Annotated in this window: 11 protein-coding genes; 1 reads left to right on the top strand and 10 read right to left on the bottom strand. The window is 33.3% G+C overall.

The features are described from left to right. Positions 1 to 582: 582 nt before the first annotated feature. The 8 genes from HEQ28_RS03220 to HEQ28_RS03185 all read right to left on the bottom strand — a co-directional run bounded on the left by HEQ28_RS03220 (position 583) and on the right by HEQ28_RS03185 (position 10,179). Positions 583 to 1,488, bottom strand: a complete 906-nt coding sequence (locus HEQ28_RS03220; protein WP_434503746.1) for a hypothetical protein — start codon at positions 1,486 to 1,488, stop codon at positions 583 to 585. Between the two features lie 8 nt (positions 1,489 to 1,496). Next, a complete protein-coding gene (locus HEQ28_RS03215; protein ID WP_434503745.1) occupies positions 1,497 to 3,134 on the bottom strand; it encodes a hypothetical protein in 1,638 nt (545 codons plus the stop codon). Positions 3,135 to 3,235: 101 nt separating this feature from the next. After that, positions 3,236 to 4,453 (bottom strand): hypothetical protein, encoded by a 1,218-nt coding sequence (locus HEQ28_RS03210; protein WP_434503744.1) that lies wholly within the window; start codon positions 4,451 to 4,453, stop codon positions 3,236 to 3,238. Beyond that, positions 4,428 to 6,752, bottom strand: coding sequence for a hypothetical protein (locus HEQ28_RS03205; protein ID WP_434503743.1), 2,325 nt, complete (start codon positions 6,750 to 6,752; stop codon positions 4,428 to 4,430). The genes HEQ28_RS03210 and HEQ28_RS03205 overlap by 26 nt, the downstream gene beginning before the upstream one ends. An 81-nt stretch (positions 6,753 to 6,833) precedes the next feature. Then, on the bottom strand, positions 6,834 to 8,759 hold the full coding sequence (locus tag HEQ28_RS03200; protein WP_434503742.1) for a hypothetical protein: 1,926 nt from the start codon (positions 8,757 to 8,759) through the stop codon (positions 6,834 to 6,836). Continuing rightward, on the bottom strand, positions 8,746 to 9,267 hold the full coding sequence (locus HEQ28_RS03195) for an ABC-three component system middle component 5 (RefSeq protein ID WP_434503741.1): 522 nt from the start codon (positions 9,265 to 9,267) through the stop codon (positions 8,746 to 8,748). Before HEQ28_RS03195 ends, HEQ28_RS03200 begins: the two co-directional genes overlap by 14 nt. Beyond that, on the bottom strand, positions 9,254 to 9,829 hold the full coding sequence (locus tag HEQ28_RS03190) for an ABC-three component system protein (protein WP_434503740.1): 576 nt from the start codon (positions 9,827 to 9,829) through the stop codon (positions 9,254 to 9,256). The genes HEQ28_RS03195 and HEQ28_RS03190 overlap by 14 nt, the downstream gene beginning before the upstream one ends. A 2-nt stretch (positions 9,830 to 9,831) precedes the next feature. Beyond that, complete coding sequence (locus HEQ28_RS03185) at positions 9,832 to 10,179, bottom strand: hypothetical protein (RefSeq protein ID WP_434503739.1); 348 nt, start codon at positions 10,177 to 10,179, stop codon at positions 9,832 to 9,834. A 520-nt stretch (positions 10,180 to 10,699) separates the two neighbouring features. On the opposite strand from HEQ28_RS03185, the gene HEQ28_RS03180 reads away from it, so the two are divergent. Beyond that, positions 10,700 to 13,078, top strand: a complete 2,379-nt coding sequence (locus HEQ28_RS03180) for a TonB-dependent receptor (protein ID WP_434503738.1) — start codon at positions 10,700 to 10,702, stop codon at positions 13,076 to 13,078. Positions 13,079 to 13,235: 157 nt separating this feature from the next. Here the strand turns inward: HEQ28_RS03180 and HEQ28_RS03175 are convergent, their stop codons facing one another. Beyond that, positions 13,236 to 14,132: an RluA family pseudouridine synthase gene (locus HEQ28_RS03175; RefSeq protein ID WP_434503737.1), complete on the bottom strand. Its 897-nt coding sequence runs from the start codon at positions 14,130 to 14,132 to the stop codon at positions 13,236 to 13,238. Positions 14,133 to 14,134: 2 nt separating this feature from the next. Continuing rightward, positions 14,135 to 15,625 carry a glycoside hydrolase family 10 protein gene (locus tag HEQ28_RS03170; protein WP_434503736.1) on the bottom strand — a complete coding sequence of 497 codons (1,491 nt, stop codon included), beginning with the start codon at positions 15,623 to 15,625 and terminating at the stop codon, positions 14,135 to 14,137. Positions 15,626 to 15,746 lie beyond the last annotated feature (121 nt).

Here is a 15,746-nt window from a genome sequence, read left to right as displayed (position 1 = left end):
TGTAGGAAACAGGACTAAAAACTCTAACAAAAACTTTTTTTTGTCGATGTAGGGAGGGCTTTTAGATTGCTTGATCATGATATACACAACGAATTAACTGCACTATCATTTGAGAAAAGTATATGGAAAACTAGAACTCATTTAGTTCGAGAACGCAATAGCAAAGTTATTCAAGAAGCTAAACATCTTTTGAAATCAACACATAACGGAAAACTATTTTGTGAAGTGTGTAGATTGGACTTTTCAGATAAATACAGTAAACTTGGAGATTGACTTATTTAATCCTACCACAAAATTCAATTCTCAAAAACAGAGGATGTAATATACAGCTTTTGTTTGCATATATTATTAGCCTACTTATATAGTTAATGTTGCAACGGATTAGCAGCTATTGATTGGAAATCCCTAAGATAGTTTTAAATATATTGATTTCTAAGATAAATAGGTATTAAATTTTTAGCTGCAATTGATATACGACTTATCTATCCAACAAGAGCTTCATCATTGAATCCTGTATTTTTATGAATCCTACTACATTGGGAGCAGGATTTATAACACATAAACAATTTATATAGTATATTTCTATTTCTCAATATCATCAATCATTTTTAATATTTCCTTTACCTTGTCATCGCTAAGGCAAAGTATAAGATTATGGCAAAAATCAGAATATTGAAATCCATCTATAAGTTCATCTCTTGACAATCCGAAATCGTTTTCAATATATCGTTGAACTTTACCCAACAATGCAATGCCAAATGAATAATAAGGTTCAAATGTTTTATCGATAGTTTCATCAACAACTAGATTGCTTATGCTCAATCCATGAACAAATTGAGATAAAAATACAAACATCTCAGCCATAGACTTATTTGAATCAAACAATTTATACATGTCCTCCCATTTGTAGCGCCCAACAGGGTTATCAATACTAATGAATTGCCAATTCTTCTTTATTATATAAGTATCAATACTATTCTGGTATTTGGTATACAAACTGAGATTTTTTATCTGCTTAATACACAAAATTATACCTTCCTCAGAATCACTTATTGCATTTGTAACATTAGAACAGAGCTCATCATAATCTTTTCTACTAATCTTACCATCATAATGAAGGTCATGTTCACTTAAAAATTTAAGTCTAGTCTTCAACCCATCAATGACGAAAAGGAAATGACGAAGTAAGCGTGTCTCCTCATCTTCTTCATGATAAATAATATGATACGATGTCATATTATCTGCTATCATTCGAAGAATCGTACTTGCTGAATTATAATCGCGCAAACTAGTTATAATTTTAAAAAGTGTAAATGTAGCACGAACTACCTTATGTAAGATTTTACTTTGATAGCTTTTAATGTCATTTATAGCGGTAGAATGGTACAGCTCATACAACTGCTCAGCTTCATATCCCACTAGACTATAGACAGCACGAAACGAATCTATATAAGATTGATTGAACATTTCCATTTCAGATATATTCATATATTCTATCACCAGAATAAAGTTTTACCACTATGCTTTTCTTTCCAATATTTCTCGTTTACAAATCCCATACCCTTACGGTATTGCTCATCGAAAATGTCTGCAAGATTAGGCATAGTGCTTATACTAGTAGATTCATCTTTTGCCATATCATCTGTAATATCACCAGTTAGATAAGCACCACATATTTCTAATTCATCAGAGCATACCAAATGCTTATGCAAGTATTCACGCATAATAAGAAAATCGACTAAGAAGTAAGGATTCTTCTTCTTTTGCATAAGGGTAAGCAAAAATACTTCAAAGTCATCATACTTTATAGCCCATGGATACCTATCACCATCCTCTAGTTCAAGCAGATAAGATAAATCTGTTTGAATCTGCCCAAACGAAGCTACATTAATAATGATTGAAAAATCACCATCTTGGTACTTAGTTGGATCAATCGTCTCTATAACATTACCATTACTATCACATATATCAAATAGAGTTCCATCATTGAAATATTTACTTACTCGTTTGCACTGTGTAAACGCATATCCAATACTCTTATCAAATTCTTGTTTTATCCTTTTAAATGCACGCTCAGGATTACGAAACGGCTCCTTCTTTTTATAATTTTTAGCTTCGATAATAAAAGCATAATCCTTCCACAAAACTAAAAGATCCTGCTCGCATCCATCTACATAGTAACTACGATATTTCTTAACACGATTGCCAAAAAATCGATTGCAGAGCTCCTCAATACCATCTTCTAAAACATCGCCTTTCTTTTTATTCAATTTTGTTTCAGTCTGAACATCACTAGAACAAGTATCATTCAGTAAAGCCTCAATTGCATGTAAGAGCTGTTTTACTTCAAACACCTGATACATGTCTTCCGCTATCTTAATGATAGGTGTAGAATACAGAGGATTTCCTGGGGTTGTAGAAGTATAATAAAGGAAATTAGATTCTTTACGCTTGCAACAAAGCAAAGATGTTATCTTATCTACTTTATCATTGCTTAATCTTTCTGAGACCACATTAGAAGTTCGGAACCTTGTTTTTATTCCATAATCTCTTACAAATGTCATTAATGGTAATCTGGATGCCATAGTGTCTTTTATTAATTCAGATACATTAACACTAATTACTGCAGGCATGTTAGTATACTCTTTCCAATTATCCCTCATTGGATATTCTTTGGGATTTGTCAAACTAAACATTTGAAAATTATCATTGCACCATTTATCGACATTATCATAATAAGCCAAGAAATCATCTGTGGTAAGTCCTAGTCGCTCATTGACAATACTATCCATGGGAGTATATACCTTCCTTATCCAAGAAATAGATTGCTCCTCAAAATTCAAAGGACCTTGGTTAAAATACGACAAGAACGAAGGCATTGCCACCATTCTTTTCTTTTTCCATTCCTCCGTAACTTGTTCACCTTCTTTTGGCATAAATATTTTAAAATATTCTGCCTCTATATCATTTAACAACAGTACTATCCTTTCCCATTCTTCATCTGTATACTCGATTCGGTGTTCATCTGATTCTTTTCCTGTCATCATTAAACCACCAAGGAAATATAACTGACGCATAGGCGAAGACAACTTGCCTAACTCATTTTCTGCTGTACCATTTGTAATACAGGTCATTAAAAAAGAGAGCATTCCCAAAAACCATTGCGTATCATATATTGACAATAGCTCTTTCAACTCTAATGATTTTTTTTCTAATTCATCCATAATTTTGTTACTTATTTATTTTGACACTGTTTCTTGATATCTCTAATCAATTTTCCAAAACATCTATTATTATCATTGATAAAACGCTCACCGAATATATCTTCCTTAATATCTTCTTCTGTCTTAATATCCCCCAATGTTGTTTTTATAGCCGTTATGGTTGCATCACTATAGTCATGATAGAGATCATATCTTTTTAAGGCAAGTTTCTTATGATAATTATATCTCTCTTCTAGCCTGAATTCATTAACTATTGCCAAATAATCACGATCTGAACCGTTAGGCAAAAATTCAATTTTAAAATCTTTATCATGCATTTGTGCACGTAACGTTGAAATACTAGGATTTGGAGTAACCACTATAGATATTTCATTATCAAATTTATAATGGTCACTTGTTGGACTAAACCTTAACAATTTATTCTTGTCTAAACCACCGACCCTATCTGAGTGCTTCAGTTTTTCATTGCATACAGAACAACTTGGGACAAAGTTATATAATGACAATGCAACTAAAGGGCACTCACCCTTTGGGAGAAAGTGATCCAAATCAAAATGATTATATAGGGTGCCCTTTACTTGCTTACTCTTGCTCGGATTCCCATGCCTCCAAACACCTAGTTTATCAAAATTTATTACTATACTTTTTCTATCACTATTATTCCTAAGCTCCATTATTTTTTTTATTGTACTATCACTAAGAACATTCCCATTTTTTGAACGGATATAATAACATATTTTTTCCTCTGTTGCGTTCAATAAGAAATCGCCAAAATCTTGATAGACAGTATTAAATCCATAGCTATTGATATAGCTTGTCTCACAATAGAAACATGAATGGATATTAAGCAAATCAGAATTATCCATAAAGAACTTTGCTATTCTAGGCTGATATGCGCTAACAATAGTAGCTCGTTCTCCAGAATAATTGAACAACTTAACTAATTTTTTATGAAGATCTAAAAAATTCGAATCATTCTTTTTCTTACTTATATTCTTAATTGTTATGTAATCAATGTAAACATCAACTAAATCATGATAAGGGGATATAAATAATGATTGGATATCGTCAGGATAATACTCACTATGCTGGCTATAGTCCCGAAGTTGATTGCACAATTTTTCCCAAACGCCCTGCATTTTCGTATAATTAGTTGAGAAAATGGCTTTATAGTCACCCTCGAATTTATCTTTCGTAACTGCGTTAGTAGGATAGATTATTCTTTTCATTATGATTATTTTGAGAGTTTTCCAATCCACTTATCTCCTTATCCAAGATATCACGTTTTTCCTTAAGTCTTGCTATTCTATCACCTATGTCATCGTTAGTAATTAAAATTTTATCTAACATATCTTTTAAGGTTTTCATAATATAATGATCAGCCACAAGTTCAATAAATTGCTGATAATACTCTTTATTATTACATATTTTGTCAACAATAGATAATTTGGGCTCATTAGTTTTAATATCCTTATTGGCTTTAATATCCTTATAAGCTTTAACTATAATTTCCGCGTTCTTCCTTGCAACTTCTCCCATGGTGTTATTCAAGAAAAACTTACTATATAGAATATCGTTAACATTCGCAGCAAAGATTTCTTTTCTTTCGCAGTTAGAATTTGCTTTTCCATCCTCTAGGTACAGAACACGATTGATAGGCACATCCGACAAAACGAATGGCGAATGGGTTACAATAAGAAAATTGACTGAACGTATTTTAGTCCCATCAATATGACTCCACGAAAGCATTTCAATCATTTTATACACTAGCGTTCTTTGATATTCAGGATGGAAGTACAACTCTGCCTCATCCAATACGATATTAATATGATGATACGCCATTCTATTATCATCCTTCCTAATACTCTCGATATTCTTAATATGATAGAGAATATAACTAGCACTTTCCATAAACTGTTTTTCTCCACTACTCATTTTGCCAAGAGTAATACCATTATCCGTAGCAGGATTTATCTCTTCTCCTGTTTTTAGGAAATAGACATGCCATTCTATGAATGCAGGTGGTAATATTTGAGCAGCCTCATCGTATGTTGAATACTTAGCAATTATAGCTTTCGCATTACGATGCCGATTATCAAATTGAAGATTACTTTCAATCAATTTTTTTATTGTAATTTTGCGAACTCCTGTAATATACATCGGATCAGCCTTGGGTGCATATGTCACCTTAAATACACCTCTCTTTACAAAACTTAATACTTGCCTAATTTTTCTTGTGATATGAGTCTTTTCTTTATCAGATAATAATTCTGATACTACATTTTTATAGCATTCATCTGAAGTTTCAACTCTACACATATATCTAAGGTCTGAATTGGATGGCTGCTTCGAATTATGGAACTTACTCCAACAATCTTTTGATGGCTCTATCTCGTCTTGCTCTAATCCTCTTATTCCTAATATTTCGCCAAAAGATGGATAGTTCAGACAGACTTTAAGTGCTTTATATGTCAGATACATAATACTACACTCTATTATAGCAGAATGATACGTATTAGATGAATAAGGCTTGTGCGATAAAACTTCTGTCCATTCATTTCTAAATTCACTAAGAATATTGTCGTACTTTTTAAAATCCATAGGCAATCTGTCCTGACATAAATTTATGAATTTCTTCTCAAATATTTTATTCATTCCCTCATTAAATCTATACTCAATATATGCTGGCTTATATGAATCCATGAAATCCTTGCCTTGAGATTGAAACAGTACAGCCATCGTTGCCAATCTTTGCTCCGCCAATTCTTGTTCATTCTCTACATCTATATTTCCACTCTCATCCCTATATGGTGTAACAACAATCGGAGATAAGTAGCCATCATTCTTATGTAATATACCACTAATCCACTTTCCATCAACTCCATCATCACCGTCAGGGTTAGTTAAGGTTGAAGAACAGAAATCATTTTCATTAAACGAATATATGCTGTAATTAGTACATATCGTGTAAAAGAAATAAGAAAGAATTGTATTTCGCTTGGTCTTTGATATATACTTAGAAAAATTCTCATCTACCTTAATATGTATATTCTTTTGATTATGTGCATCAATGTACCTAAAAGAAATTTTTTCATAATCACTCTTTATAATTCCAAGTTTTCCGTCTGTTTCAAAAAATAAAGAAGCCGAGAAACCACCAGCGTGGCATAGCGTCCTACCACTATAACTTTTATTCTTATCTTTTTGCTTATCAATATCATTAACGTCAATAATTTTGTAGGCAAAATTATTAATTATTCGGAACATTATTTCCAATAAAGAAGATTTGCCTGATCCATTTTTACCAACAATGCTTGAGACTGATATACTAAATGTAGAAGAAAAATCTTTATTGACTACTGACTTGTATATATTTGAATAGAATTCCGTATTGTCACTCTTCTCAAATTTCCAGCTATTTTCTTCGGTTGGTTCTTGGTATTCCCCAAAAGAATACCATGTTTTTTTTTTAAGTACTTTCAGTACAGAGTCAAATCCATCGTGCACTTTAATTCCAATAATTTTCATATAATACAATTAGATTAATAATTTTATTTTTATATCGCAAAAATAAAAGAATATTTCAGAAAACAAAGCAGGTGAATAAAACTAACATTTTATTTTCAGGCTTTTATTTTCCTCAGTATAATATTCGCCTATAGTATATTCCGGATTATCCAGCTCTTTAGCAATACTTGATGTTGCGAAAATTACCTGGTAATTAGGATTGCCAATATCAGCTAAACGCTTGATCAATGTGCTCTGAAAATTGCGAGAGCGATTTTCTTCCAATCCTTTATCTTCCATATTATCAGAGAAAATAAGACGTGGATACATCATTGTCTCTGTTTCTACTGAAGCTAGAAACAACGCAAAGCGAGCTGTCATCTTAAGATAGAAACTAGATGATGCAGACAATTTAACATGCCGATCTGTCATATATGCTACATTCTGACCAAAGTCCATTTTAAAACTTGTGGCATTGCGAAATTCTGCCTGACGATCCTGGTCGTTCTTAAGCAGGTAAACACCATTCATAGTAATAACGTTTTCAATCTGAATACGTTTTTGTTTGATTTTTAATTCCGCATTCTTAATACGACTATCTAACTTATCTTTTTTTGTCTTAAGTTCTTTAAGCTCGTTAACCAGTTTTTCATACTTTTCAGCTTGTTCTAGCATAGTTTGGTATTGTCTGATTTCACCCTCTTTGTAGCCTTTATCCTGTATGAGCTTATCTATTTGCTCTTCTCTAGTACTTCTAACATGGCTGATAGCAGTATCGTATTGTTTTTGAGCTACATTCAATTGATCTTTATAGCCTTTACGTTGAGTTTTCAATTCTTGCAAAACTTTATTGTTATTATTCAAGAGTGATTGAGACTCTCTAATCTGGAATTCCAATTCCAATTTAATACGTATTGCCTGTGACTTACCCTTAGAATTATCGATTGGTGATTTGCATAGACGGCAATGCCCTTCTTCTACATTATCCTCATCAATTTTGGAAAGACATTCTGGACAGTATGCCAAATGAAGTTTGTCAAAATAAGTACGAGTAGCTATAGAACGGTCAAGAGCAGATATTTTCTTTTCAAGTGTTTTGATGAAATAGTTGGAATCTTCAATATCTGCTTTAAGGAGTTCTATCTTATCATCAATGCCAACATAGTTACTACGTAATTTGGTCACCTCTAACCGCAGGCGCTGATATTCTAGAGATTGTACTTTATGATTCGTCATATCACTCTTACGAAGACTACTAACCTCTTCGGTAATTCTCTGAATTTCATCTGACAAACTTGAGATAAATCTTTTAATAATTGTGGGAGATTGTTGCGTAGGGTCCGAAAGAAATTCAAGTGAAATTTTGATAGACTGTTTTATCTCATCTATCCTCTTATTAATTTCTATCTGGGTAAGCTTATCACTGCTCAAATTCTCATTGTAAAGCCCCATCAATAATTCTGCTACAGTTTCACGAATAATCTCCTTGTCAAATATCTCGAAGAAGAACAAAGAAGACAAAGGGGATTCTTGGTCAAGATAAATTAGTCGTAATATCTGGTGCATTGTAATATTACTGTCGGCCTTAAACTCTGGTAATCCCATAATCTCGAACAGCACATTGGAAAAACTGCGACGGTCGGCTGTGGTATTATAACCATATTTTTGCCATTTTTCTGGTTTTCGATCATTTTTACATTCGGCCATACTGCCATAATAAATATACAATGGGGTTTTCCTATTCACTTTACTCCCATCTTCTGTCTTTTCCAAATATCGCTTCAGCATAAGTATCTGCCCGTTTATCTCCACCTCTGCCATAACAAGTTTACAACGAAGAGCTTCAGGAACAAAATCGCCATAACATCCACCAAGAATGTAGAAGATAAAGCGAATTATGGTGGATTTTCCACTACTATTTTGACCACGAATGATGTTTACACCTCGGTGAAACTTTTCGTCGTATGCAACATTGTCTTGTTCTGTGAGAATGACCAAACGACGAAGAAATAGATTATTCTGCATCATATTTAAACTCTAGTAATTTAGTTCTTGCCTTAAGTCCATCTATCCCTGATAAAGACATATGGCGTGAAAAGATACTCATAAAAGAAAGAGTATTATTCTCCGAGGGCGAGAAATGCCCCGCTTGATTAACAAAATCATTCAGTGCTTGGCGACTTGCAATGCAAACGCGATTATTTAAATACTCATTTTTATTGATAATACCACATGAGACAAGGCAGTTAAGAGCTGATATCTGAAAAGGTTTTATCCATTCAAAAAGCTTTCTATTATCTCCGCTATAATCATATGGGTTGTTTTTGATTATTGCTAATTGTTTGCGAGCCTCTCTAACTTCCTTTTCAGTCTTCTTCAACGACAAGTTGTATAGTTTTGACGGGAATAGTAAATAAAAGTCCCATATACGTACCTTGTCAATCTCAAAGCACTCACCATCGTTGAAACGCTCAATGATATGAGCCATGCGATAAATACAATGATATAAATCAAAAGCTGGATTATATGTTATCATAATCTTTCCAATTAAGATGGCACATACCTGTAAGATAGTATATCATGCCATAAATGTGATCTGAAGTATAATTAAGGTACTCATCATGGCAACCATCAACATCTAGCCTATCCATGATTGGCGTAACTATCTGCTCATAAACCTTTTGTATAACAACATTAATAGGTTCGTTGCGTTGTATCATAGGAAAGATATACGCATTAAATTCGTTTTTTATTTTTGCAAATAATAGAAGATTTATTTTCTGAGCCGATGGGTAACACTCGAATCTTGTGGCTTTTTTGGCATATGCTTCTTTTTGTCTTCTAGCTTCATCGATCTTTAATCGAGGAAAACATCCATCCTGCAGTTTATCTTCTAACCCTTTTGTGCCATCAAGTACAGTATGATATTCACGAAGCTCATCAATTATTTCTTCAGTTGTATTATTCTCGATTTCATTACACAACCGTTCAAAATAAGATGATATTCGAGACTGAACAACCCCATTATAGAAAGGCCCATAATTATTCCCAATATTTACTTGAGATACGACTTTATCGCAATTTTGAACTAAACACATAGTTATAGATAGATGGGTCCATAATTATCTTCAAAATTCACTTGCTTACCGACCTCAGCATTATTTATGACAATTTGATCACCTCGACCAGAATTAGCTTTCTGCAATTCATCTATTTTCAGTAAAAGCTCTTTCGCAAAAAAATTATTATTGTCAAGTTCCTCTTCAATAATTTTCTTGATATCTTCTTGATCTTTGATGGATGGATTACCAGGAAGTTTGGTTCCAATTTTCCCTTTTAACCATCCCCAAAGATCTTTCCCAATTTGTTTACTGAATTCCTCGCCAGCAGTTGCAATATATGGCGTAAGAAATGTCATCGTTGTAGATAATAAAGTTATTAATTCCATAGGGCTAAATTAATTTTAATTGTTAATGTTTAAAATCTAATTGCATACTAGTATAGTTTGAGCTTTCTGAGAAATCCTAGAACATTGTGACTTTATCACTTTGTTTAACCTCTCAATTACCATCTAACATAGAACCTATAAGACTCACTGCAGACATGGTATGCTTAATACTTTTCAGGCATGTTACTTTCGTTAAGTTATATTTCAATTGCAAATATAATATTTTTTTACCAATCAAACATATAAACTTGTAAAAAAGTATACTCTACCATTTATTTTTTTAAAATTAGCACCTCCTTAAAGCAGCCCCCAAAAAAAATATTAGTTAGATTTGATATTTCAACTTACTATATCAAATTACCACCTTGTGTTAAAGAGAATATTATCTTCTCAATTAATAAAGGATTAGCGACATTATAACAATGGTGGCATCAAAAAACTTTTTCAAGCAGAGATGACGTTATCATCATTAGCACCCCATATACAATAATCGAATGTGATTTTCGTTTGTATATAGTATATGAGGTTAAAGCTATTCCTACTTATAATATCAATTGGATTTGTGCTGAATATTGACGCGCAAAGTTTTCTTCTTCATGGAAGAGTTCTTGACGCTGACAATAAGCCAATAGAATTTGCATCTGTTTCAGTACTGAATCAGGGTAAACTTGCTTTGACTTCTTCTAAAGGAGAATTTTCTATTTCTTTATTTTCTACTGATAGTATAAAGGTTAAGTTTTCGATGATTGGTTATAAGACCAAGACAAAAGTTTTAATTAAACCAAGAGGGAAACAAACGCTTTTGGTTACAATGTACCCAAATGACAATACACTAGAAACCGTCGAAGTTACAGGGCAGAAAATACAATCTGGTTTATTACAGGATCTTAAGAAAACCGATTTACAGAATCTTAATTCTGGAGCTAATTCAAATACAGTTGAAAAACTTGTTCAATTGCAATCAGGTGTATCAACACACAGTGAATTTTCATCACAGTATAACGTAAGAGGTGGCTCGTTTGATGAGAATAGTATCTATATTAATGGCAATGAAATATACCGTCCCTTCCTTATAAAAAGCGGACAACAAGAAGGCTTATCTGCGATTAGTCCATATATGGTTGAGAATATAGACTTCTCAAACGGTGGTTTTACAGCAAAGTATGGTGATAAGATGTCTTCAGTTCTTGACATAACCTATAAGAAACCAGAGAAATTTGAATCTGTTGTATCCGCAAGTCTAATGTCTGCTGATGCATATATTGGATTCGGTAATAAGAAGTTTTCTTGGACTAACAGCTTTCGATATAACAATAATCGTTTTTTACTTAATTCACTTCAAACATCAGGTGAATACAGACCGAATTTCACAGATTATCAAACATATTTTTCTTATAGACCGAATTCGAAATGGAGCTTTGATATCATAGGAAACTATAATAGCAACCATTATAATTTTTATCCTAAAACTCGTGAGACTACATTTGGTACAATGGATAATGTGAAATCATTTAATGTGTATTTTGACGGTCAGGAGAATGATATCTTCAAAACTACTAGTGCTACAGTTGGAATAACGAGGCTATTCTCCCCTAGCAGCAGTATTTCATTAACAGCTTCATCATTCACATCAAATGAAAAGGAACAATATGATATACAAAGTCAGTATTGGCTTACACAAACTGAAAGCCAAGAGAATCTTGGAGTCGGTACTTTTTTTGAACATGCACGAAACTATTTAAAGGCTAATGTCAATATTCTAAAGCTGATATTAAAGCATAGTATAGACAAACATCATCTTGAAGCAGGAATAACTTTCAAAGATGAACACATAAAAGAATACAGTAATGAGTATGAAATGAGGGATTCAAGTGGTTACAGCATACCACATACGGGAACCGACCTAAATATGATTTACTCTTTAAATGCAAACAATAAGATTAATTCACGACGTATAGAAAGTTATATTCAAGATTCATGGAAGTTCACAAGTCCTAATGAGAATACACTCTTTACACTAAATTATGGTGCAAGAATAAGCCATTGGAGTTATAACAAGGAAACGATCGTGTCTCCAAGAATATCATTAGTTGTAATCCCATCTTTCAACAAGAACATCACATTAAGACTGGCAACAGGCGTGTATTACCAAGCCCCATTCTTCAAGGAACTGCGCGACACAACAAGCACTAACGGAATAACTACAGTTTCGTTGAACAACAAAATTAAAAGTCAGAAGTCTATACATCTTATTGCAGGAATGGATTACCGATTCAATGTTGCAAATAGACCATTCAAGTTTAGTGCTGATGCATATTACAAGATACTAAGCAATTTGATTCCCTATTCTGTAAATAATGTAAAGGTGGTATACGATGGACGTAATGAGGCTTCAGGACACACTGCAGGCATAGACTTCAAACTATATGGTGAATTCGTGCCGAATACCAATTCATGGATTACGCTATCATTGATGAATACCAAAATGAATATTCAGGGTTATAGCATTCCTTTGCCAACAGATCAACGATACGCAATCAATTTGTTTTATACCGACTACTTCCCAGGAACAGATAAATGGAAGATGTCACTATCATTGAGTTATGCTGACGGTCTACCTTTTTCAACTCCACATAATGAATACGGCCGCAGTTCGTTTAGAGCTCCTGCATATAAACGAGCCGATATCGGTATGAGTTATAGACTTCTATCTAATGCAAACAAAGAAAAGCCAAATGTCTTTAAAAACATTTGGCTTGGTATAGAGTGTCTTAATCTTTTTGGAATAAATAATGTCAACAGTTATTACTGGATAACAGATGTAACGAACCAGCAATATGCTGTACCTAATTACCTTTCTGGTAGATTACTTAATACAAAAATTACATTTGAGTTTTAACTGAAATATAAAAAGTATAACAGGGCTAATATTGCAATTAACACAACACCAATAATGCCTTTTATAAGGCAACCTGTAACTTTTTTAATCGTAATTATTCCTACTACTATCGCAATAAGTATAAAGATAAAATATCCAAAATTATGTACCATATATTCTATTTAAAAATGTGACGAAAATGTGGGGGAATAGGAGTTTCAAAATTCAGTGGCTCATGCGTTACTGGATGATAAAATGATAGCACATAAGCATGTAGACATAATCTTTTTATAGGATTATCTCCATTACCATATTTTATATCTCCACATACAGGATGACCCATATCGGCTGAATGTACTCTAATCTGATTTTTTCTACCTGTTTCCAGTTTATATTCTACAAGTGAATGTTCTGTAGTTCTGTCTAGCACGTGAAAATGTGTAACGGCATATTTTCCACCATTGTCTACAGGAGAAGAATATGTGATGTATGCACTATTATCTTTCAGCCAGCTAGCGATAGTGCCTTCATTCTGTTCCATTTCACCAGATACAACAGCAACATATCTTCTATCAAAGACTATGTTATGCCAATCTTCTTCGAGCAACATTTCTGTTTCCTTATCTTTAGCATAGATCATCAGTCCACTCGTGTCACGATCTAGGCGATGAACAATATGAGCACTACATTTTTGATTACTTCTTTTAAAATAGTCATCAAGGACAGTTTTGACATTTAGTGATGAGTGGCCTGCTGCCATTGATAATATGCCGATATTCTTTTCAATAACGACAAGGTATTGATCTTCGAATACGATCTTAAGATATCGACTTTTAAAAGTATTGTTGTTTTGTTTAGTCTTACTTACAGTTATTTTCATACCCTCAGTTAAAGGGTAGTCAAATCTAGTAACTATCTTTTTCTCAACTTTTATGCCACGACCTTGAAGAGTAGACTTTATTTTAGACTTACTCATGCCTTTGACATTTTCCAAGAGCCATTCCAACAACATCCCTTTATGTTCAACGACATAATAGTCGTATTCACCAGGGCGATTATAATTGTTTCTTATCATCTTTACAATTTGATTTTCTTCTTTGCTATCTTACTTTCATTACTCATTCTGTCAAGAGCAGTAACAATATATGTATATTTTGTTTTACCGTCTTCATAAGGTAGTTTATAAATAGTTTCTGATGTTACCTTTACTATTTTAGACGGGTTGGAAATATTGATACTCTCACCAGCATTAAATCTGTATATAGCATATTTTGTAGCTACATCACCCCATTTCTTTCCTTTTGGAGCACGCCAGAATAGAATATAGCCGTCCTTTGTCCAAACAGGCTTTAAACCACGAGGCTTTTTAGGAGCTTTTGAATCAATAAATGGCATTAGAGGTTGCAATGCCGGATTGCGCCAGTAAGTTGTACGCATTGTGGTTGCATAATTGCCAATGTCATCAACAAATGATTTTGCATACCATAACACTGTTCCGTCTACATTCTTCATTTCATCGTGAAGACGTCTCTTATATGGCAATTGATTGCTCTGTGGATTTTGTGGATCCGCAAATTTGACAGTTCTTTCTACATCCTCACCTATATATAATGGTCGGTTACTTGCATATCTATTCCACCATTTAATAAGCTCTTCATAATCAGCAGAACTATGACCTACTTGCCAATATAATTGAGGAACGCAATAGTCAACCCAACCATTATTTACCCACAATAAAACATCAGCATACAAATCATCATAATTTTGCAGTCCGTTTGTTTGACTTCCAATAGGAGAGTTTTTCTTGTTTCTATAAATACCGAAAGGAGAAATACCAAACTTCACCCATGGCTTAACAGCATGTATGCTGTCTGATAATTGCTTGATAAAAAGATTGACATTGTATCGTCTCCAATCTCCCCTATCTTTAATTCCATTATTGTATTTTTGGTACTCTTTATCATCCTGAATAGTCTGTCCAGGTGCTGGATATGGGTAGAAGTAATCATCTATGTGAAAACCGTCTATATCATATCTACGAGTAATGTCAGTTGCTATCTTACAAATATATTCTCTATTTTCTGGTTGTCCAGGATTTAGAATGTATTGATTATCATATTCGAATACACGCTCTGGATTTGTATTTGCAATATGACTGGATGCCAATACAGATGTTGTCTTTGTCTTTGCACGATAAGGATTTATCCATGCATGGAGTTCCATCCCCCTTTTATGACACTCATCTATCATCCATTTTAAAGGATCCCAATATGGTTGTGGGGCAACACCCTGCTGTCCTGTAAGAAATCTACTCCAAGGTTCGTAATTACTTTGATATAGGGCATCACATTCTGCTCTCGCTTGAAATATAACAGCATTGACACCATCACGTTGCATCTCGTCAAGTTGACTTCTTAGTGTCTGTTGCATACCTTCTGTGCCTAGCCCTATAAATTGTCCATTAACACACTGAATCCATGCTCCACGGAATTCTCTTTTCTGCTGAGCGTGAAACACGGATATATTTAACACTGATAATAAAAAAACAAATAGTAATCTGCGATTCATTATATAATTATATTTTTATAAATGCAAAAATACTAAAAAAAGAAAGAATACTAACTAACTTCATTAAAAAGATGCATAAATTTGGTGATTTAAAGCCTTTTTTATAATTTTGTCGCTAAGA

Source organism: Prevotella sp. (genome assembly GCF_051059605.1).
In the GTDB taxonomy this organism is placed as follows: Bacteria; Bacteroidota; Bacteroidia; order Bacteroidales; family Bacteroidaceae; genus Prevotella.
The sequence above is the reverse complement of the archived record's forward strand: the minus strand, read 5'-3'. Positions and strand labels throughout refer to the sequence as shown.